The organism is Collimonas sp. GW821-FHT02H07 (assembly GCF_059421505.1).
The window spans coordinates 242768-264166 of sequence record NZ_JBWKVC010000006.1; the positions used below are offsets into that span (position 1 = coordinate 242768).

A 21399-nucleotide genomic window follows, 5' to 3' on the forward strand; every position below is an offset into this window, starting at 1 on the left:
AGCGCATTTTCTCAACCAGGCACCAAAGTCATCTCGATGAGGGTGGATCAGGCAAGGTGACCCGCAACCGTATCTCGTAACCGCATTACCTCCACTGCATCAGCTGTGTTCCACGCTTATTTATAAGATTTTCCCTCAAAAAAAGGAGACGGAATAATGAACAAAGGCTTAACGACGTTGAAGAAAAACCGTACTGCAGGAGCTGATCGCCGCGCCATGGCGAAAGCGGAATCGCAGCGGCAACGCAGTATGGGATTGCAGAAAAAAGGCTTGTTGACTGCCCTGGCGATCAGCAGTCTCTTGTGCGGAGGCGGCGCCGTCGCCCAGGAGTTGACAGCGAGTTCCAGCAGCGTCGGATCGGGTTTGGCAACCGGTTTCAACCAGGCGGTGGCAGAAGCGCGCTCGCTGGATTTCACGAATGCGAATTACCCGCATTTTGTGGCGCTGGGATGGCCGAGCACGGATGCCAGGTGCAGTCAGTCGACGCTGCAGCCAGGGTACCTGGCCTCGATTCCCAATCGATGCGCCTACTATTCGAGAGATTATGTGCATCATGCAAGCGGGGCTTATTTTCTCGGGATGTATGAGCAGAACTACCAGATGGCCGACCATTTCGTCACGCTCTATCATACTGACATCATCAATGCGCCGTACTGGGCGATTGGCGCCAACGGCAAGCAGTATGAGCAGAACGACGAATCGCCGGCGCCATTCGAGATCGGCGAAAACATCGCGAACATGTATCGCCTCACCGCCGACCAGCGGTATCTGGGCGCCGATTTCACGAACTACATCAATAACATCAACAACAATTTTTCCAACACTGAGAACAACAAGTATATAAACGCCGATGGTTTCAGGATGGCGCGGCTGGATCATGGCGAGGCCGCGACCTACAACGAATTCGTCGGCAACGCCGGAGTGCCGTCGAATACGGCTATCGTCATTGGCGGCGACATGGCGGCGAGCGAGATTGCCTACTATAGGAACGTATCGAACTACCCGGCCTTGAAAGCGGCCAGCGACGCCACGAATATGGCGGGCAAGTTCAACACGCTGTCGTCGAATTTCAATTCGCACTGGAGCAACGTCAACGGCGCCGGCCATTTTGCGGTCGCGCTCACCGGAGTGGCAGGCACAGCCTATTCAAGCGCGAATTACAGCACTCTGAGCTACTACGACCATTATGCCGAGGAGCCGAATCTGTTCCCCTTGTATAAAGGGATCATCACAGACGCCGTCAGCCTGGCCGCGCAGGCGAACTACGTCGACAGCAACGCTGAAAGCCTCTATCAAGCCAGATTCAAGCAGGATCCGAACCGCGGCCTCGACTCGCCCGGCGTCGAATCGCATACCTATCTGCCTACCGCCTTCTATAACGCGAATATGCCGGACACCGCGTGGAAGTGGCTGACCAGATTGGCTGCACGGCAGGTGTTTGAGAATGGCAACGCTTATCCCGAGGTCAGCTTTGCGTTGATATCGGACGTCATCACAAAAGTGCTCGGAGTCGATTTCGATGCGCCCAACAACAAGCTGGTCACGCTTGCCAACAATCTTCCGTCCGCATTCAAGAACGGGGACTACATCAAGGTCAGCAATATCCCGATTCATACCAGCAACTACACCGTGCATGTAGGAGTTACCCAGGCGCTGGATGCCGCCACCGGCTGGCCGGCCATCACGCTGGATTACGCGAAGGATCCGTCGGCGCAGCAAGACGGCACCGGGCTGTATTGGCTCCCGCGTTTCAAATTGAATTACGGCAGCCACTGCAATGTGCTCACTACCTACGCCAACAATTCCACGCAGGCCAATACCTACAACCTGGTCTGGGACGGCAGCAGCCGGACCTATACCTGCAACGGCGACAAGGGCGGCATCTATCTGTACCCCAACGATCCCAACTATACCGTGACCAGAATGCTGGTGACTGCCAGCCAGTAACTGGAAGCGCATTACCGAAGAAATCCGATAAGGCCTTTGGGCGCTGGCGCCGTGGCAAATGCTTGCCCTGGCGCTGGCGCCGCCTCTGGCCAGCTATCGATAATGACATGCGCTCAACGCGCAGCGCACCAGGCAGCACCTGAGGAGACAAAATAATGGCAAGCATCACCCTGAAGGGCGTGTCCAAAGCCTATGGCAAGCACGAGCCGGTCGTTCGCAATGTGGACCTGCACATTGCGCAAGGAGAGTTCTGCGTATTCGTGGGCGCTTCCGGCTGCGGCAAATCCACCTTGCTGCGGATGATCGCCGGCCTCGAAGAAATCGGCAGCGGCGAGCTGCTGATCGACGATCGTCTGATGAATGATGTACCGGCAGCGCGGCGCGGCGTGGCGATGGTGTTCCAGAGTTACGCCTTGTTTCCGCACATGACGGTGTACGAAAACATGGCGTTCGGCTTGACGCTGGCGAAGGTCGACAAAGCTGTGGTGCGTGGAAAAGTCGTCAGCGCCGCCCGCATTTTGCAGCTGGAGCATCTGCTGGCACGGCTTCCCAAGGCGCTGTCCGGCGGCCAGCGCCAGCGTGTCGCAATCGGCCGCGCGATCGTGCGTGAACCGGGCGTGTTTTTGTTCGACGAACCGCTGTCCAACCTGGATGCGGTATTGCGGGTGCAGACACGCTACGAGATTGCCAAGATACATCGCGAAATCGGCAAGGCATCCACCGTCTATGTCACGCACGATCAGGTCGAGGCGATGACCCTGGCCGACCGCATCGTGCTGCTGAACTCGGGCGGTGCGCTGGCGCAGTCCGGCAGCATCGCCCAATGCGGCGCTCCGCTTGAACTTTACCATCGCCCCAAAAATCTGTTTGTGGCCGGCTTTATCGGTTCTCCCAAAATGAACTTCTCCTCCGCCAGGCTGATCGCCGCCAGCGAAAGGCTGGCGCAGGTGCAGCTCGCCACCGGAGAAATTCTGGAGGCGCAGGTAGATGCCCGCCGTTTGCCGACAGGCGCGCCATTGACGCTTGGCATTCGCCCTGAAGACGCCAGCGCCGGCAACGGCACGCAGCACCTGGTGCGCGAAGTGCAATGGCAGGAGCGGCTGGGCGATGCAACTTATCTGTACCTGCGCAGCGGCGACGAACAAGCGCCCTGGATCGTCAAGGTGCCTGGCAACACGCATGCGGTTCCCGGGCAGCGGATCCCGTTGTCGTTGCCGCGCTCCGCCATGCACATCTTCGATGCCCAGGGAGAGGCACTGCCGCGCTGCGTTGAGGCTGCCGACATACTGGTTCCGCTCGCGGCATAGCAAGACGCCGCTGGTCCGGGCGAATGAAGGTGGAAGGGGAGACTTTCCAAAAAACTGCGTCGAAATGACGCGATGATTCGAAAAATAAAAAGGAGACTGTAATGAAAGCACGTTCAACATTGCCGGCAAAAATCTTGCCTCTGCTGTTTTCGGCGATTGCCTTGTCCGCGAACGCGGGCACGCTGGTCATCAATTCCGATGCATCCGATCCTGCCGCCAAGGCCGCGCTGGATGCCATCATCAAAGGCTTCAAAGCTGAAAACTCGGATGTCGAGGTGAAACTCAACACCTTCGATCATGAGGGCTACAAAACCTCGATCCGCAACTTCCTCACAGCCAATCCGCCGGATGTGGTCAACTGGTATCCGGGGCATCGCATGGCGCCTTTCGTCGATGCCGGCCTGTTCGAAGACGTCTCTGACCTGTGGACCAGGCAAGGCCTGGACGAAGCGCTCAAGCCAGCTGTTGCGGCGATGACCATCAACGGCAAGAAATGGGGCATCCCCTATCTGTATTACCAATGGGGCATCTACTATCGCAAGGACATTTTTGCGAAGCTGAACATTGCCGCGCCCAAGACCTGGAAGGAGCTGCTCGCTGCCAGCGCCAAGCTCAAGCAGAACGGCGTCACGCCGTTCGCCATCGGCACCAAGCAGACCTGGACCACGGCTGCCTGGTTCGACTATCTCGATTTGCGCACCAACGGCTATCAATTCCATATGGATCTCACCAACGGCAAGGTGCCTTATACCGACAAGCGCGTGAGCGCTGTGTTCGATCGCTGGGACGAGCTGGTCAAGCCTGGCTATTTCTTGCCGAACCACGCTTCCTATACCTGGGAAGAGGCGGTGCCGGCCATGGTCAAAGGCGAGGCCGCCATGTACCTCATGGGTAATTTCGCGGTGGCCCCGATGAAAGCTGCCGGACTGACCGAAAGCACCCTGGGTTTCATGCAATTCCCAGCTATCACGCCGGGCCTGGCGCTGGCGGAAGAAGCGCCGATCGAATCGGTGCATATTCCCGCGCAGGCGAAGAACAAGGCAGATGCGCGGCGCCTGTTGACGTACATGTCGCGTCCCGACGTGCAGACCAGGGTCAGCCAGATACTGGAAGAGTTGCCGGTCAATGTCAAAGCCAGCGAGCCGGCCGATCCTTATCTGAAAGCCGGTTTCGACCTGCTGAAGAATACCAGCGACCTTTCGCAGTATTACGACCGCGACGCGCCGGCGGAAATGGCCAAGGCCGGCATGGACGGATTTCAGCACTACATGCTGAAACCGGAGTCTCGCCAGAAGATATTGGAACGCCTCGAGCAGGTGCGCCAAAGCGTCTACAAATAAGAACTTCGCCGGCTTGCCGCGGCGGCCGCTTCGCAGCCTGCGGAGCGGCGGCTGACAGCTCTCAAGCTTTGTCCGAGCGTGATCCAGGTATTTTCTTGAACCGGTTCTTAGGAAATTTTTTATGTTGACAGCAACGCAAAGAAACCCTGCAGCGGTGATAGCCACACCCGCAGCCGGGATATCTTTCTGGCAGCGCCACCAGCGGATGATCGCGCCGTGGCTTTTCCTCGCGCCGGCGCTGATCTTGTTTGCCTTGTACGTGATTGCGCCGATTTTCCAGACCATCTCGCTCAGCCTGTATGCCTGGGATGGCTTGAGCCCGGCCCGCTATATCGGCTTGCATAACTATGCCGAACTCTATGACGACCCGGATTTCTGGCTCTCGTTAAGGAACAACCTGATCTGGCTGTTCGGCTTCCTGCTGGCGATCCCTGCCGGCCTCCTGATGGCGCTGTTTCTGAATCAGGCCGTGTTCGGAATCCGCCTGGTCAAGGCACTGTTCTTCTTTCCGTTTGTCATTTCGCAGGTGGTAATCGGGCTGGTGTTCAGCTGGTTCTACGATCCCAGCAACGGCTTGCTGTTCCATGTCCTGCACTTCTTCGGCATCTCGCCGGTCGCGGTGCTGTCGGACGACAGGCTGGTCACCTACGGCATTGTCGCGGCCGGCCTGTATCCGCAAATTGCCTACTGCATGATTCTCTATCTGACCGGCCTCAACAATCTGCGGGCCGACCTGATCGAGGCGGCGCGGCTGGAAGGCGCCAACGGCTGGCAGATGCTGGTGAAGGTGATCCTGCCGCAATTGCGGGCTGCCACTTTCATTGCGGTAGTGGTCACGATCGTCGGCGCCTTGCGCAGCTTCGACATGGTTTCCATCATGACCCAGGGCGGCCCGTACGGCTCGTCTCGCGTCCTTGCCTATTACATGTATGAGGAGGCGCTGAGCGAATACGGTTATCGCATGGGCTACGGCGCGGCTATCGCCACGGTGCTGTTCCTGATCATGCTGGTCTATATCAGCATGGTGCTGGTCCGGATATACAAGCAGGAAAAGGAACATAGCTGATGTTTCCTACACCAATCGATCAAAGCAGGCAGTCGCTGCAGTGGCTGTACCGGGTGTGCCTGGTGCTGGCGCTGGCGCTCTGGCTGCTGCCCCTGATCGCCGTTGCGTTGACCTCGGTGCGCGGCCCGGCGGATATCAATATGGGAAATTACTGGGGATGGCCGAGCCAATGGCAGATAGCCGAGAACTATCGGGCGGTGTTCAGCAACACGCCGCTGATCCGCTATATCTTCAACAGCATCCTGATCACGGTACCGGTTGTCGCCGGCGCGGTTGCGCTGAGCTGCCTGTCCGGATTCGCCCTGGGAATCTATCGTTTCCGCCTGAACCTGCTGGTGTTTTTTCTGTTCGTTGGCGGTAATTTCGTGCCGTTTCAAATCCTGATGGTGCCGGTGCGCGACCTGAGCCTGCGGCTGGGCTTGTATGACTCGATACTCGGCCTGGTGCTGTTCCATACCGCTTTCCAGGCCGGATTTTGCACTTTCTTCATGCGCAATTTCATTCGGGAACTGCCTTACGAACTGATTGACGCCGCACGTATTGAAGGCGCTTCCGAATTCGAGGTTTTCTGGAAAATCGTGCTGCCGTTGGTAAGGCCGGCAATTGCCGCCGTATCGGTGCTGATTTTCACCTTCGTGTGGAACGATTATTTCTGGGCGACGGTACTGATACAAGGCGACCACGCCATGCCGGTGACGGCTGGACTGAAGTCCCTCAACGGCCAGTGGGTCGCGCAATGGAATCTGGTTTCGGCAGGCTCGATCATCGCGGCGCTGCCGCCGGTACTGGTCTTTTTTCTCATGCAAAAGCACTTCATCGCCGGTTTGACGATGGGCGCAACCAAAGGATAGGCGAAGGTAGCAAGAATGACTGAATCACAATACATGCACCTGACTGGCCGCGACCTGAGCATGGTGCTGGAGCGGGTGGCCGGCGCCGCTCCCGCCTGGCGTCACTTCGGATCAAGGCGCCAGGTCGGCGCGGATGCGTGGACGGCGGCGAACGCGCGGCCGCATCCGCCGACACTGCTGGATAACGATCCAGCCTTGAGCGTGCTGCCAACGCATGGCTTCGGCTGGTTCAATCAGCCGGCACTGGCCGGGAGCCGGCCCGGCAGCATGGGCGACCTTGACTGGGCCCAGAGTTTCGTTCTCGATCAGGTGGATCAAGGACAGCATTCATTGCAGCTCGGCCTGAGCGACCAGACGGCGCAGCTTGGCCTTGTCGTCAGCTACGCCTTGGATCCCGGCAGCGACGTTGTCAGCATCTGGAGCGAACTGGAAAACCGCGGCGCCACGCCGTTCCGGCTTGACTGGCTGGCTGCCGCCTGTGTGCCGCTGCCGCCGGAGGCCGACCAGGTGCTGGGCTTTTCCGGACGCTGGACGCTGGAGTTCCAGGAAATGCGCGAGACGCTCGGGATTGCTGCCTGGCGCCGCGACAGCCGGCGCGGACGCACTTCTCACGATGCCTTCCCCGGCGTGATTGTCGGCAGCGGATTGGCCGACGATGCGGGCTGGACGCTCGGCGCGCATCTGGGCTGGAGCGGCAACCATACCGTGCTGATCGAACCGCTTAACGATGGCCGCCGCCAGCTGCAGATGGGGGAATGGCTGGCAGCGGGCGAGGTGTTGCTGGGTCCGGGCGAGCGCTATCGGACACCGACTGCCTATCTCTCTTTCAGCGCACTGGGGTTGAATGGCCTTAGCGCCAACTTTCACCGTTTCGTGCGGCAACGCGTGCTGAGCTGGCCGGGGCAGCGCATGGCGCCCAGGCCGGTGCATCTGAATACCTGGGAAGCCGTGTATTGCGATCACGATCTGGATGGCCTGAAAGCGTTGGCCAGTGCCGGAGCTGAAGTCGGCGTCGAACGTTTCGTGCTGGATGACGGCTGGTTCCAGCGCCGCGACAGCGACAGGGCCGGGCTTGGCGACTGGTGGCCGGATGCGCGTAAATATCCGCAGGGGTTGAAGCCGCTCATCGATCATGTGCGCAAGCTCGGCATGCAGTTCGGTTTGTGGGTCGAGCCGGAAATGGTCAATCCCGACAGCGACCTGTTCCGCGCCCATCCGGATTGGGCGCTGCAGCTGGAGGGGCGCGCGTTGGTGACGGGCCGCAACCAGCTGGTGCTTGACTTCGCCAATGCGCAAGTGACGGAATATATTTTTGGCAAGCTTGACGGCCTGCTGCGGACTTATCCGATCGCCTATCTGAAATGGGACATGAACCGAGATCTGGCTGCCGCCGGGCACCATGGCCGCGCCGCGTATCACCGTCAGGTGCAGGCGCTTTACCGCTTGCTGGGCGACCTGCGCCGCGCCCATCCGGCGGTCGAGATCGAAAGCTGCGCGTCCGGCGGCGGGCGCGCCGACTACGGCTTGCTGGCGCATACGCACCGGATCTGGACCAGCGACTGCAATGACGCCCTGGCGCGTATCGATATCCAGCGCGGTTTCCTGCGCTTCTTCCCGCCCGAGGTGATGGGTGCGCACATAGGGCCGGCGGTTTCCCACACCACGGGCCGGCGGCATGGCATGGCGTTTCGCGCCGCGGTCGCGATGTTTGGCCATCTCGGGCTGGAACTGGATGTCAGGACGCTGGATGCGGCTGAAAAGGCCGAGCTTTGCCACTGGATTTCTCTGTACAAGGAGTGGCGCGGCCTGGCGCACGGCGGCAGCTTGCGGCAGGGCGGGGCGGATGGCGCCCTGTCGTGGCTGCAGGTTACCGCTGCCGATCAGAGCGCCGCCCTGTGCGCCGTTTACCGGCGCTGCGAAGACGTCACGCGCTACATGGCGCCGTTACATCTTGCCGGCCTTGACCCGGACCGCAGCTATCGCCTGCGTGCATTCGACGTGCCGCATGCGCCGCACTACACGCGCCAGACTGAACTCTTGCAGGCCTTGACGGATGGCCAGCTGATACTGTCCGGCGCTACATTGCGCGACTTCGGATTGCCGCTGCCGCCGCTGCCGCCGGAGTCGGCGATCGTCATCGGGATCAGCGCTGTGTAACCGCAGGTGCAGGTCTTGCCGGATCTCCACGGCTTGAGGCAACGCCGCAATTACGGCCGTTGCCTCTTTTTTTTTTGCGGATGAGATTCATGCAGCGATGCCTTGTTCAGGCATGGGGCTTTCCGTGCAACAGACGCTGATGCTCCGGCCGCGCCACGAAGCGGTGCAACAGCAAGCCGCCGACGCCGCAGATCGCCATCACCACCATCAGCGGCAATGCCGTGCCGTCATGCCACAGGCTCATGCTGATGCCGGAAGTGATGCCGAGCGCGAACTGCAGGGTGCCCATCAGCGCCGACGCCACGCCGGCCTGCTTGCCCTGCTGCGACAAGGCGATGGCGGATGCATTGGGGCTGATGAAGCCGTAGCTGGCGAGGAAGCCGAAGAAGCCGATCAGCAGCACCGGCAGGCTGTTGACGCCGCAGGCCACCAGCAGCGCCACGCTCAGGCTGAGCATGGCGGGTATCCACAGCGCGCGGCCGAGGATGGTGTCGAGCGAGTAGCGGCCGACCAGGCGGGCGTTGACCTGCGATGCGGCGATCAGGCCGAAGGCATTGGTGCCGAAGACGAAGCCGAAATGTTCGGGCTTGATGCCGTGCAGTTCGATCAGCACGAAGGAAGAACCGGTGATGTAGGCAAACATGCCGCCCTGGATCAGGCCGCCGACCAGGCTATAGGCGACGAACTGGCGGTCCAGCAGCAGCCGGCCGTATTGCTTCAGGGTGCGCCCCAGATGCAGCGGCTCGGCCTTGTGGCGGTCCAGCGTTTCCTGCATAGTGTAGTGGATCGCCAGCAGGCAGAACAGGCCGAAGCCGGCCAGGCCGCCGAAAATCACGCGCCAGCCCCACAGCTTGAGCACGGCGCCGCCGATCAGCGGCGCCAGGATAGGCGCCAGGCCCATCACCAGCATCATCAGCGAGAACGCCCTGGCGGCGCCGGTGGTGCCGAGACGGTCGCGGATCACGGCGCGGCCGATCACCATGCCGGCGCAGCCGCCCAGGCCTTGCAGGAAACGGAACAGTATCAGCGCCGTCACGTCCTGCGACACCATGCAAGCCAGCGAACCCAGCAGGTACAGCGACATGCCGACATACAGCGGCGGCTTGCGGCCGAAGCGGTCGCTCAATGGTCCGTAGAACATCTGGCCGACCGCCAGCCCGACCAGGAAAGCGGCCAAGGTCAGCTGCACCAGGTTGCTGCCGACCCCGAACTGCTGCGCGATGGTAGGGAAGCTCGGCAGATACATGTCGATGGAGAGCGAGCCGATGGCGGTCAATGCGCCAAGCAATAAGAGCCAGCCCGGGAGCAATCTCTCCGGTGCTGAAGTTGCGGTTGTGTTTGTCATGGAATGCTTAGGGTTGCGCCAGTTGCCGGCGCCGGGTTAAATATTTGAAGCGGGTGGAATGCGCTGGCAGGAACTGCCGGGCGGTTGCGAAAAAATGCTTTATGCGCGCAAGCGAATGCTTATGTTACAGGAAGCTCGGGATTTCTGCCGGCCGCTCTCCGGCGTAAGGCGCGGGCGGCTGTTTTTCGCAGCCGCCCGCGAATAGCGTTTTACGCTGCCAGAAAATCCAGCAGCGTCATGGCGATTACCTTGGTGGCCTTGCGCAAGTCATCCAGCGCCAGGTTTTCATCGGCTTGCTTGGCGTTGGATTCCATCAGGGTGCGGGGACCGGCGCCGTACAGCACGACCGGAATGCCATGCTCGCCGTACAGCCTGGCGTCGGTGTAGAGCGCAGAACCATTGGCCGGGATCGCTTCGCCCAGCACCGCCAGCGCATTCGCCTGCACGCTGGCCAGCAGCTTTTCGTGGCCCGGCAGGGGACGCAATGCGCGCGCCAGCAGCAGGCGCTTGATCTCGACGCGGATGCCGGGCAAGCCGTCGACCGCGGCTGCGATCATGGCCCGCACCTCGGCTTCGACCGCGACCGGATCTTCTTCCGGAATCATACGGCGATCCATCTTCAGCACCACTTTGCCCGGCACTACATTGGTGTTGGTGCCGCCGTCGATGCGGCCGACGATCATGGTGGGATGGGTGATGCCGGGAATTGCCGAGCTGATTTTTTTCAGCTCGGGCAATTTGGCGTAGATCGCCTGCAGCACCTTGGTGGCGGCCTGCAAGGCGTCGTGGCCGGTTTCCGGCATCGAACCGTGGGTAGCCTTGCCATGCACCGTGACTTCAAATTGCAGGCAGGCGTTATGGGCAGTGACGACGTTGTAGCTGAAGCCGGGGCCGATCACCAGGTCCGGCTTGGTCAACCGGTTTTCGAGCAGCCAGGCAGGGCCGAGCAGACCGCCGAATTCTTCGTCGTAGGTGAAGTGCAGTTCCAGCGTGCCCTTGAGCGGCACGCCCAGCGCTTCCAGCGCCCGCACCGCAAAAATGTAGGTGGCGAAATCGCCCTTGGACACGGTGGTGGCGCGGCCGTAGATGCGGCCGTTTTCGATCTCGCCGCCATACGGCTGCTTGCTCCAGCCTTCGCCCGGCGGCACCACGTCGCCGTGGGCGTTCAGCGCCAGCGTCGGACCGTCGCCTGCATATTTGCGGCGGACGATCAGGTTGGTGATGCTCTCCATGCCGTAATCCTTGACCGTGGCCGCCGGCACCGGGTGCTTCTCGGCCTGCCAGCCCCAGGCCGTCATCAATTCAGCTACCGCATCGGCGTGCGGCGCGTTGTTGCCGGGCGGAGTGTCGGTGGGGATGCGGACGATCTTTTGCAGGAACCCGACTTCTTCATCGAAGTGGCTGTCGATCCAGCTGGCGAGCTGTGCGGATAACGCTGTTTTAGTCATGGCGGCGGCGGGGAGAGTTGCAGAAGTACTTGATTCTACGACGTTGGCGCCATGAGAGGGAAAACGTAGGGTGAGCACGGGTGCCCGCCCTACAAGCCGCCGATGTATTCCCGGTGATAGCGGCGCCCGAGGTCGGTCAGTATTTCATAGCCGATGCTGCCGGCCAGCCGCGCCACGTCGTCCACCGCGCGATGCGGACCGATCAGCTCCACGGTAGCGCCAGCCTGCACGCGCTCGGCGGCGATGCCGGTGACATCGATGGTGATCGAATCCATGGAGACCGTGCCCACCATCGGCGCCGGCTGGCCGTCGATGAAGGCGATGCCGCGGTTGCTCATGCTGCGCAGCCAACCGTCGGCATAGCCGACGCCGACGGTGGCGATTTGCCGTTCTTCGGTGGCGCTATAGCTGATGCCGTAGCCGACGTGGTCGCCGCGCTGGATGGTGCGGCTCTGGATGATGCGGCCGTGCAGCGCCACGACCGGCTGCAAAGGGTTGGCGGCGCCGGCCACCGGCGCGATGCCGTACAGCGCCGCGCCAGGACGCACCAGGTCGAACTGATAGTCGGGGCCGAGAAAGATGCCGGAAGAATTGGCCAGGCTGGCGGCGACCTGCAGCAGGCGCTGGCGCCAGGTCTTGAAGCGCGCCAGCTGGCTGGCGTTCATTTCATGGCCCTGATGTTCGGCGCAGGCCAGGTGGCTCATCAGGAACAGCGGCGGGATGCTTTTCATGAAGGCCGGATTGGCCAGCCAGGCTTCCGCTTCGGCGGCCGGCAAGCCCATGCGCGACATGCCGGTATCGACCTGGAAAATGGCCGGCAGCGGCCGCTGCAGGGTTTGCGCCAGCGCATGCCAGGCTGCGATCTGCTGCAGGCTGTTGAGCACCGGCGTCAGGCCGTGGGCGATCAGTTCGCGCTCGGTGCCGGGCGGCGCGCCATGCAGGACGAAAATCTCGGCGGTGGCGGGCAGGTGCGGACGCAGTGCGATGCCTTCATCCAGATGCGCCACGAAGAAGTGGCGGCAGCCTTCCGCCGCCAGCGCCGGCCCCACTTTGTCGGCGCCGAGGCCGTAGGCATTGGCCTTGACGGCGGCGGCGCAGGCGGCCTTGCCGGCCTGCTGCCTGAGCAGGCGGTAGTTGCTGCGTACCGCATCCAGGTTGACTGTGAGGATTGCGCCGGCGTGTGCTGCTTGTGGGTTCATCGGGTTTCGCTCAAAAACAGGGGGGATCACATTTCACATTTGCTGCACGCCGGCCGCAGGCGTTTCAGGCATAGGCAGGATGCACCGCTTGCCCGAAGTCCTTGCTGTAGCGGCCGACTGCCAGGTCATCCGCAGCGATCGCCGGCCGCTTGCCGGAAATCAGGTCCGACAGCAGCTGCGCCGAGCCGCAGGACATGGTCCAGCCTAGCGTGCCGTGGCCGGTATTGAGGAACAGGTTGCGGATATGGGTGGCGCCGACGATCGGGGTGCCGTCCGGCGTCATCGGCCGCAAGCCGGTCCAGAAGCTGGCGGCGGCGGTATTGCCGGCGCCCGGGAACAGGTCGTTGACCACCATCTCCAGCGTGGCGCGGCGTTTCGGCTTGAGCGTCTTGTTGAAGCCGACGATCTCGGCCATGCCGCCGACCCGGATGCGGTCGTCGAAACGGGTGATGGCGATCTTGTAGGTTTCGTCGAGAATGGTGGAGACCGGCGCCGCTTCGGCATCGACAATCGGCACCGTGATCGAATAGCCTTTCAGCGGATACACAGGGATGTCCACCAGCGAACCGAGGAAGCCGGTGGAGTAGGCGCCCAGCGCCACCACATAGCTGTCCGCCTGCAGGTGCTCGGAGCCGCACTGGACGCCGGCGATTTCGCCGTTGGACAAGGTCAGCGCATCGATCTGCACGTTGTAGCGGAAGCGCACGCCCAGGTCCTCGGCCATCTGCGCCAGCTTGGTGGTGAACATCTGGCAATCGCCGGTTTCATCGTTGGGCAGGCGCAAGGCGCCGCTCAGCTTGTGCTTGACCGCTTCCAGCGCCGGTTCGGCCTGCGCCAGCTGGTCCGGCGTCAGCAGTTCGAACGGCACGCCGGTTTCTTTCAATACTTCGATATCCTTGGCGGCGTCGTCCAGCTGCTGCTGGCTGCGGAACACCTGCATGGTGCCGAGCTGCCGGCCTTCATAGGCGATGTTGGTATCGGCGCGCAAGACCTTGAAGCAGTCGCGGCTGTATTCCGCCAGGCGCACCATGCGCTCCTTGTTCACGGCGTAGCGGGCCGAGCTGCAGTTGCGCAGCATCTGCCACATCCAGCGCAGCTGGAACAGGGTGCCGTCGGGAGTGATGGAGAGCGGCGCATGTTCCTGCAGCATCCACTTCAGGGCCTTCAGCGGGATGCCGGGCGCGGCCCACGGCGAGGCATAGCCGGGCGAGATCTGGCCGGCGTTGGCGAAGCTGGTTTCCTGTGCCGGTCCCGGCAAGCGGTCGATCACGGTCACTTCATGCCCGGCGCGCGCCAGGTAATAAGCACTGGTGACGCCTACCACGCCGCTGCCAAGGATAAGTACTCGCATCTTGAATCTCCGTAACGCCTGTGCGTATCTTACTGCGCGCTGGAAATCCGGTGCGCCGACGATACGGAATGCGTGGTGTTGAATTGTTTTTGATTTGCAGTAATAAGCGCTATGCTATTAGCAATTTCCCAGCATTTGTTACTGTATAAATTGACAAATTCAGTAATTGGTACTAAAAATTCAAGAAAAACCGTCATGAGAATCTACAAGGAATCCAACCGCGCCCTCGACAAGCTGGACCGCCACATCCTGCGCCTGCTGCAGCAGGACGGCCGCATGTCGATGAAGGACTTGGGCGAGCAGGTCGGGCTGTCGATCACGCCCTGCATCGAACGGGTCAAGCGCATGGAGCGCGACGGCGTCATCGACGGCTATTACGCGCGCATCAACCCGGCCGCGGTCGGCGCCAAGCTGCTGGTGTTTGTCGAGATTACGCTGAACCAGAAATCGGCCAACGCCTTCGAGCAGTTCCGCCGCGAAGTGCTGCGCATTCCGGAAGTGCTGGAATGCCATCTGGTGTCCGGCGATTTCGATTACCTGATCAAGGCCCGCATCCGGGAAATGGCGGAGTACCGCAAGCTGCTGGGCGACATGCTGCTGCAGCTGCCGGGGGCGGCGCAGTCCAAGAGCTATGTGGTGATGGAGGAGATCAAGGAGACGCTGGCGTTGTCGATGGAAAGCAAGTAAGTTCTGTTTCCTGGCTTTTTATCGCAAACAGGCAATCAAATAATAATTTCAGCGGAGACCGCAATTGAAAATACTCGCTTTGATCGCGGCGGCTGCGCCGTTCTTCTGTGCTGCCGCCTTCGCCCAGGTACAGCCGTCGGAATCCAATCTTGCTACCGTCTTCGTCGGGGTTAACCTGTTGCCGATGGATAGCGACCGCGTCGTGCGCAATCAGAATGTGCTGGTGGCGCACGGTAAAATTGTCGCGATTGGCGCTAGCGTGCCGGTTCCAACGGAAGCACGCATCGTCGATGGCCACGGCACCAGCTTTCTGTCGCCCGGACTGGCCGACATGCATGTGCATTCGGACAGCAGCGGCGACATGAAGGTTTACCTGGCCAACGGCGTCACCAGCGTGCTGAACATGGGAGAAGCCTCGAATGCCTTCAACGCCCAGTTGCGGCCCAAGATCAACCGCGGCAAGGTCGCGGGGCCGCATGTGTATGCAGGCTTCCTGATCGACGGTTCACCGCTCTACGGCCACTTCGTGGTGGCGACGCCGGAGCAGGCGCGCGCCATCGTCGGCCTGGCGAAGACCAACGGCTATGACTTCATCAAGGTCTACAACAATCTGTCGCCGGACAGTTTCGAGGCGCTCATGGATGAGGCCCGCAGCCAGCACATGGCTGTCGTCGGCCACGGCGTGACCCAGGTCGGCCTGGAGCGGCAGCTTGACGCCGGCCAGCTCATGGTGGCCCATTCAGAAGAATTTTTCTACACCACCTTCTCCCATCCCGACCAGGCCGACAGCGTTCCCAGCCTTGATGAAATTCCGGCAGCGATCGCCTTCGTCAAGCGCAACCACGCTTTTGTGACCGCCGACCTGAATACTTATGCCACCATTGCCCGCCAATGGGGCAAGCCGGCCGTGCTGGAGCGTTATCTGCACATGCCGGAAACGCGTTACCTGGAGCCTGGCCGGCGCCTTGCCTGGCGCGAAGAAGGTTATAGCCAGCGCCAGGGCAATCTGGACGGCAGGGTTGAGTTCCTGAAGCGCTTCATCAAGAAGATGTCGGAAGCCGATGTCGCCCTGATTGTCGGCACCGATGCGCCGACCATTCCAGGCCTGGCGCCTGGCTTTTCATTGCACGATGACCTGCAAGCCCTTGAAGAAGCAGGCCTCAGCCGTTATCAGGTGTTGTCCGCGGCGACGCGTACGGCCGGCGAATTCATCCAGCGTTCGGTACCCGGCGCCGAGCCGTTCGGCACGATCAAGGTGGGCAGCCGCGCTGACTTGATTTTGTCGGCAAAAAATCCGCTGGACGATCTTGCTACGCTGCGCACTCCGCTGGGCGTCATGGCCAATGGCAACTGGCATCCCGAACCCGAGCTGCGCGCGCTGCTGGAGCAGGTCGCCGGCAGGTATGACAGCATCGTCAGGCCTTAGGTAAAAAAGAGGCGGGCGTTATGCTCGCCTTGCTGTCTTGCACAAACCTTCCAAGCTTTACATGCGGCCATCCCGAAAATCCTGGATCGCCTGCTCCACCTGCTCGCGGGTATTCATCACGAACGGCCCCCACTGCGCAATCGGCTCATTCAGCGGCCGCCCGGCGATCAGCAGGAAACGGCTGTTGCTTTCTGCCTGCAGGCTGACGCCGGCGGCGTCGGCGGCATTGCTCAGGATCGCCATGCGGCCTGCCGGCGCGCTGCGGCTGTCTTCGCCGATGCGCAGTCCGCCTTCGTATACATACAGGAAGGCATTGTGGCTGGCCGGGATCGGCAGATCCAGCTGCTGGCCTGCTTCCAGCTGCACGTCCAGGTAGAGCGGCTCGGTATGCGGTCTTTGCACTGCGCCGGCGGTGCCGAAAGCTTCGCCGGCAATCACCTTCACCTTGACGCCGGGCTGCGGCGATACCTGCGGAATCTGCTCCGCCTGGAGGTCGCGATAGCTGGGCGCGATCATCTTGTCGCCCGAGGCCAGGTTGAGCCACAGCTGGAAGCCGCTCATCAGGCCGTCTTCCTGTTCCGGCAGTTCCGAATGCACCAGTCCGCTGCCGGCGGTCATCCACTGTACGCCGCCGGGCCGCAGCAAACCTTCGTTGCCGGCATTGTCGCGATGGCGCATGCGGCCGGCCAGCATGTAGGTGACGGTTTCAAAGCCGCGGTGCGGGTGGTCGGGAAAGCCGGCCAGGTAGTCTTCCGGCTTGTCCGAGTGGAAATTGTCCAGCATCAGGAACGGATCCAGCCGGCGCTGCAGGTCATTGGTCAAGACCCGCACCAGGCTGACACCCGCGCCATCCTGGGTGTTGATGCCGGTGACCAGGCGTTCGAGTTGGCGATTGAATTTCATGATGTGCTCCGTTCCTTGATGATTGATCTGCAGCTTATTTTTTCGACTTGCCGTCATCCGTTGCAGCCAGCATCAGCAGCGCGCCGATGATCGAGATGTTTTTCAGGAAATTGTTCATCTGGTTTTGCACATTGGCCGGATCGGCTTCCCAGAAGCGGTGCGCGGTCAGGGTTGCCGCCACAGTGAACAGCGCCACGATGATGGCGACCGGCCGCACGTTCCAGCCGGCCATGATGGCCAGGCCGCCGCCGACTTCGACCACGATGGTGGCGGCGACGGCGAAGGTCGCCAGCGGCACGCCGAGGCTGGCCATGTAGCCGGCCACGCCGGAAAAGGCGGTGATCTTCAGGATCCCGGAAATCAAAAACAGCGAAGCCAGCAGGACGCGGCCGATGCGGTACAGGGTTGGCGAAGTTTGCATGATGTGTCCAATCTATAAGTAGATGTAAAACTGGGTTATGAGACCGAGGTAAGCAAGCGTTTGCTGGCGCCACCGGTTATCGGCTACTGATTGCAGCGAACGAAACCATCTTAATCCTCTTGAGTTCTGCAAGATATTGCTTATCTTGCGATAATCTATATCTAATTATCAGATAGTGTTGGACGCCATGAATATCGAGAGACTGTCGCTGGATCAACTGCGGGTATTCGCCCAGGTCGCCGACAGCGGCAGCTTCCTGGCGGCGGCGCGCGCCCTGGGCCGGGCGCAGTCGGCGGTCAGCTACGCCATCGGCACGCTGGAAAACCAGCTCGGCGTGCCCTTGTTCGACCGCGCCAGCTACCGGCCGCAGCTGACTGCCGCCGGCATCGAACTGTTGCGCGATGCGCGCCAGGTACTGGGCCAGGTCGACGCCATGCAAGCGCGCGCGGCTGCCTATTCGCAAGGGCAGGAGCTGGAGATTACCCTGGCGTTCGACGTCTTTTTCCCGACCACGGCGCTGGTAGCCTTGCTGGCGGATTTTCGCGCGGCTTTTCCCGGCGTCACGGTGCGCCTGGAGATTGAAGCGCTGGGCGCCGTCGCCGAGCGCGTGATCGACGGCGAGGCGATGCTGGGCGTGCTCGGCACCTTGCCGATCGTGCCGCCCCATCTGCTGCACGTCAGCTTGCCGAGCGTGCTGCTGGTCGGCGTGGTGTCGCCGGCCCATGCGCTGGCGCAGATCAAGGGCCGCATTCCCGGCCATGTGCTGGAGCGGCAGGTTCAGCTGGTGCTGAGCGACCGCAGCGCGCTCACCGCCAACCAGGATTTCTCGGTGCATTCTTCGCTGGCCTGGCGCATGAGCGATCTCGGCACCAAGCACGCCTTGCTGCGCGCCGGCATGGGCTGGGGCTATATGCCGCGCCATGTCATCGCCGACGACCTGGCCAGCGGCCGGCTGGTGACCATCGTCACGGCGGCTCATCCGCCCGAGGGCGCGGCGCTGCCGATGCAATGCGTGTACCGGCCGGATCGCCAGGCCGGCCCGGCGCTGGCCTGGTGGCTGGATGCGCTGGCCAGGCTGAGGACTTTCGATCCGGCCTGAACGCCGCTGCGTCTCGCCGATGAATCCCGGTTGCGCCGGACCGCATGGTCCGGCACAATGGCGCAGCAGTAGGAGATGGCATGCCTCCCCGAACCGCTGCCAATGCAGCTGATGATGCCTGCAAGTTCCTGGATGGGATTTGCAGGCGCACGCGTTTTGATTGACCTTGCCCTGCCATTCAGGTTTGAGTTCTTCAAATCTTCTGTTTCTCCTGATGATGAAAAAAACAAAATATCCCGAACAGCTGCTGATGCTGGCGTATCTCGCGCGCTGGCTGATCCTGGCATCCTTGGTGGGCGCGCTGGCCGGCCTGGCGTCGGCGCTGCTGCTGCTGTCGCTGGAATGGGCTACCGATACCCGCAACGCCCATCGCTGGCTGCTGTGGCTGCTGCCGCTGGCCGGCTTTGCCGTGGGCCTGGTCTATCACTTCCTCGGTAAGTCGGTGGAGGGCGGCAACAACCTGCTGATCGATGAAATCCACGACCCCAAGCGCATCGTGCCGAAACGCATGGCGCCGCTGATTTTCCTGGGCACCGTGACGACCCACCTGTTCGGCGGCTCCGCCGGCCGCGAGGGCACCGCGGTGCAGATGGGCGGCGCCCTGGCCGATGTGCTGACCCGCATTGCGCGCCTCGGACCGGAGGAACGGCGTATCCTGCTGATGGCCGGCATCAGCGCCGGCTTTGCCTCGGTATTCGGGACGCCGTTGGCCGGCGCCATCTTCGGCCTGGAAGTGCTGGCCATCGGCCGCCTGCGCTACGACGCCATCCTGCCCTGCTTCATCGCCGCCATCATCAGCGACCAGATCCCGGCCTTGCTGGGCGTGCACCACACCCACTATGCGATTCCCTTTGTGCCGCATTTCGGCCTCGGCATCTTCTCCGCCACGCTGCTGGCGGGGATCGTGTTCGGCCTGGTCGGCATGCTGTTCGCGCAGGCGACGCATGGCTTGTCGCGCCTGTTCAAGCGTCTGATCAAGTTTGCGCCCTTGCGGCCGTTTGCCGGCGGTGTTGCGGTGTTGTTGCTGGCGATGTTGCCGGCCACAGACAAGTATTTGGGACTGGGAATTCCGACGATCGTCGAGGCGTTCGAGAAGCCGCTGCCGCTATACGACTTTGGCGGCAAGATCCTGTTCACGGTGGTGACGCTGGCGTCCGGCTTCAAGGGCGGCGAGGTGACGCCGCTGTTCTATATCGGCGCTACGCTGGGCAATGCGCTGGCGCAGATCTTGGCTATGCCGGTTCCGCTGCTGGCCGGGCTGGGGTTTGTGGCGGTGTTTGCGGGAGCGGCCAATACGCCGATCGCCTCGACCGTCATGGCGATCGAACTGTTCGGACCGGAAATCGGCGTGCTGGCGGGGATCGCCTGCGTGGTCAGCTATCTGTTTTCCGGCCACAGCGGCATTTATCATGCGCAGCGCCTGGGCCAGGCCAAGCGGCATGCGCCGGATGAACGCAGAGCCGATCCGGGGCGCGAATAAAGAGGCCGCTCAGCCGAACTTGCGCACTGCATCCAGCGCCAGGCCGGCGCCGATGCTGCCGAACAGATCGCCTTCCACGGCTTTTGCCGACGGCACCAGGGCCGCGATCTTGTGGCGCAGCAGCTGCACGCCGCTGGAGCCGCCGGTGAAGAACACCGTATCGACCTGGGCTGGCGTCACGCCGGCATCGCGCAGCAGGTTGGTGACGGTGTCCTCGACGCTGGCGACCAGATGGGTGATGCTGGCGTTGAACTGTTCGCGCGTCAGGTTCAGGGCCTGGCCGGGGGCGATGCGGTCCAGGCTGAGCTGCACCGTCTCGGCATCGGACAGGCCGATCTTGCCCTGTTCCACCTGCAACGCCAGCCAGTGGCCGGCGCGCTGTTCGACCAGGTCGAGCAGGCGGCCGAACTTCTCGCGCTCGACGGTTTCGCGATGCACGTCCTTCAGCTGCAGCCAGGCCTTGCGGGTATAGATCTGGTTGATGGTGTGCCAGGTCGCCAGGTTGAAGTAATAGCTGGACGGCACTTCGCTATTGTTTTGCAGGCGGCTGCCCAGCCCCAGCATCGGCATCACGCTCGACAGGCTCAGGTATTTATCGAAATCGGTGCCGCCGATATGGACGCCGCCGGTGGCCAGGATATCGTCGCGCCGCTCACTGTTGGCGGCGCGCTGCGGCGACAGGCGCACCAGCGAAAAGTCCGAGGTGCCGCCGCCGATGTCGGCGATCAGCACCAGTTCTTCGCGCTGGATGGTGGATTCATAGTCGAAGGCGGCGGCGATCGGCTCGTATTGGAAATCGATATGCTGGAAGCCGACCGAACGGGCGATTTCCGCCAGCGTGTCTTGCGCGCGCTGGTCCGCCGTCGGGTTGTCGTCGACGAAGAATACCGGACGGCCCAGCACCACGCTCTGGAATTCCCTGTCGGCGGCGCTTTCCGCACGTTGTTTCAGTTCAGCGATGAAATGGGTCAGCAAGGCGCGGAACGGCAGCGCGCGGCCGCCGACTTCGGTCTGGGCATCGATCAGGCTGGAGCCGAGCAGGCTCTTGAGGGAGCGCATCAGGCGCCCTTCGTAACCGGTCAGGTAGGCGCCCAGCGCGGCGCGGCCGAAACTGAAGGCGTCGTCTTCCGCATTGAAGAAAACCACCGAAGGCAGGGTGACCTTGCCGTCTTCCAGCGGCAGCAAGGCCTTGTGTCCGGGCCGGCTCCAGCCGACCGTGGAATTAGACGTGCCGAAATCCACACCACAAGCATTTGACATCGCCGTACCTCGTACACAAAATTGGCCGGCAATGGTATACCAAACGTATGGGCTATGCAGCGGAAATGCCGCAGCTGTTGGAAATTTGCAAATCGCCAGGCGCTTAAGTTGG

At 61.9% G+C, this 21399-nt stretch carries 17 protein-coding genes and 1 riboswitch; of the genes, 10 read left to right on the plus strand and 7 right to left on the minus strand.

The window, feature by feature from the left end:
• Positions 1 to 156: 156 nt before the first annotated feature.
• From AC07V8_RS12165 to AC07V8_RS12190, 6 genes are all read left to right on the plus strand, one after another.
• Entirely contained in the window at positions 157 to 1947 is a 1791-nt protein-coding gene (locus AC07V8_RS12165; protein ID WP_494678298.1) for a hypothetical protein, read from the plus strand.
• A gap of 155 nt (positions 1948 to 2102) precedes the next feature.
• Positions 2103 to 3254 carry an ABC transporter ATP-binding protein gene (locus AC07V8_RS12170; protein ID WP_494678297.1) on the plus strand — a complete coding sequence of 384 codons (1152 nt, stop codon included), beginning with the start codon at positions 2103 to 2105 and terminating at the stop codon, positions 3252 to 3254.
• A gap of 101 nt (positions 3255 to 3355) precedes the next feature.
• Positions 3356 to 4594, plus strand: coding sequence for an ABC transporter substrate-binding protein (locus AC07V8_RS12175; protein WP_494678296.1), 1239 nt, complete (start codon positions 3356 to 3358; stop codon positions 4592 to 4594).
• 205 nt (positions 4595 to 4799) lie between these two features.
• The gene (locus tag AC07V8_RS12180) at positions 4800 to 5660 is read left to right on the plus strand and encodes a carbohydrate ABC transporter permease (RefSeq protein WP_494678497.1); all 861 of its coding nucleotides are present in this window, start codon (positions 4800 to 4802) and stop codon (positions 5658 to 5660) included.
• Positions 5660 to 6511 (plus strand): carbohydrate ABC transporter permease, encoded by an 852-nt coding sequence (locus AC07V8_RS12185; protein WP_494678295.1) that lies wholly within the window; start codon positions 5660 to 5662, stop codon positions 6509 to 6511. The genes AC07V8_RS12180 and AC07V8_RS12185 overlap by 1 nt, the downstream gene beginning before the upstream one ends.
• Positions 6512 to 6526: 15 nt before the next feature.
• On the plus strand, positions 6527 to 8668 hold the full coding sequence (locus tag AC07V8_RS12190; RefSeq protein ID WP_494678294.1) for an alpha-galactosidase: 2142 nt from the start codon (positions 6527 to 6529) through the stop codon (positions 8666 to 8668).
• Positions 8669 to 8774: 106 nt separating this feature from the next.
• On the opposite strand, the gene AC07V8_RS12195 is transcribed toward AC07V8_RS12190, so the two are convergent.
• The 4 genes from AC07V8_RS12195 to AC07V8_RS12210 all read right to left on the minus strand — a co-directional run bounded on the left by AC07V8_RS12195 (position 8775) and on the right by AC07V8_RS12210 (position 14095).
• Positions 8775 to 10013: a Bcr/CflA family multidrug efflux MFS transporter gene (locus tag AC07V8_RS12195; RefSeq protein WP_494678293.1), complete on the minus strand. Its 1239-nt coding sequence runs from the start codon at positions 10011 to 10013 to the stop codon at positions 8775 to 8777.
• A gap of 209 nt (positions 10014 to 10222) precedes the next feature.
• Entirely contained in the window at positions 10223 to 11461 is a 1239-nt protein-coding gene (locus AC07V8_RS12200; RefSeq protein WP_494678292.1) for an ArgE/DapE family deacylase, read from the minus strand.
• An 89-nt stretch (positions 11462 to 11550) separates the two neighbouring features.
• Positions 11551 to 12660 (minus strand): alanine racemase, encoded by a 1110-nt coding sequence (gene alr, locus AC07V8_RS12205; RefSeq protein ID WP_494678291.1) that lies wholly within the window; start codon positions 12658 to 12660, stop codon positions 11551 to 11553.
• A 64-nt stretch (positions 12661 to 12724) separates the two neighbouring features.
• Entirely contained in the window at positions 12725 to 14095 is a 1371-nt protein-coding gene (locus AC07V8_RS12210; protein ID WP_494721466.1) for a D-amino acid dehydrogenase, read from the minus strand.
• Between the two features lie 111 nt (positions 14096 to 14206).
• Between AC07V8_RS12210 and AC07V8_RS12215 the strand changes: the two genes are divergently transcribed.
• Both AC07V8_RS12215 and AC07V8_RS12220 read left to right on the plus strand, forming a co-directional pair.
• Positions 14207 to 14698 (plus strand): Lrp/AsnC ligand binding domain-containing protein, encoded by a 492-nt coding sequence (locus tag AC07V8_RS12215; RefSeq protein ID WP_348091369.1) that lies wholly within the window; start codon positions 14207 to 14209, stop codon positions 14696 to 14698.
• Between the two features lie 64 nt (positions 14699 to 14762).
• Positions 14763 to 16124 carry an amidohydrolase family protein gene (locus AC07V8_RS12220; protein WP_494678290.1) on the plus strand — a complete coding sequence of 454 codons (1362 nt, stop codon included), beginning with the start codon at positions 14763 to 14765 and terminating at the stop codon, positions 16122 to 16124.
• 57 nt (positions 16125 to 16181) lie between these two features.
• Here AC07V8_RS12220 and AC07V8_RS12225 read toward each other — a convergent pair whose 3' ends face one another.
• Both AC07V8_RS12225 and AC07V8_RS12230 read right to left on the minus strand, forming a co-directional pair.
• The gene (locus tag AC07V8_RS12225; protein ID WP_494678289.1) at positions 16182 to 17027 is read right to left on the minus strand and encodes a pirin family protein; all 846 of its coding nucleotides are present in this window, start codon (positions 17025 to 17027) and stop codon (positions 16182 to 16184) included.
• Positions 17028 to 17061: 34 nt separating this feature from the next.
• On the minus strand, positions 17062 to 17448 hold the full coding sequence (locus tag AC07V8_RS12230; protein ID WP_494678288.1) for a DoxX family protein: 387 nt from the start codon (positions 17446 to 17448) through the stop codon (positions 17062 to 17064).
• Positions 17449 to 17635: 187 nt separating this feature from the next.
• Here AC07V8_RS12230 and AC07V8_RS12235 point away from each other — a divergent pair, with 187 nt between their 5' ends.
• Together AC07V8_RS12235 and AC07V8_RS12240 are read left to right on the plus strand one after the other, a co-directional pair.
• A complete protein-coding gene (locus AC07V8_RS12235; protein WP_494678287.1) occupies positions 17636 to 18547 on the plus strand; it encodes a LysR family transcriptional regulator in 912 nt (303 codons plus the stop codon).
• Positions 18548 to 18609: 62 nt separating this feature from the next.
• Positions 18610 to 18675, plus strand: a riboswitch (Fluoride riboswitch).
• Positions 18676 to 18764: 89 nt separating this feature from the next.
• The gene (locus AC07V8_RS12240) at positions 18765 to 20027 is read left to right on the plus strand and encodes a voltage-gated chloride channel family protein (protein WP_494678495.1); all 1263 of its coding nucleotides are present in this window, start codon (positions 18765 to 18767) and stop codon (positions 20025 to 20027) included.
• Positions 20028 to 20036: 9 nt separating this feature from the next.
• Here the strand turns inward: AC07V8_RS12240 and AC07V8_RS12245 are convergent, their stop codons facing one another.
• A complete protein-coding gene (locus tag AC07V8_RS12245; protein ID WP_494678286.1) occupies positions 20037 to 21287 on the minus strand; it encodes an Hsp70 family protein in 1251 nt (416 codons plus the stop codon).
• Positions 21288 to 21399 lie beyond the last annotated feature (112 nt).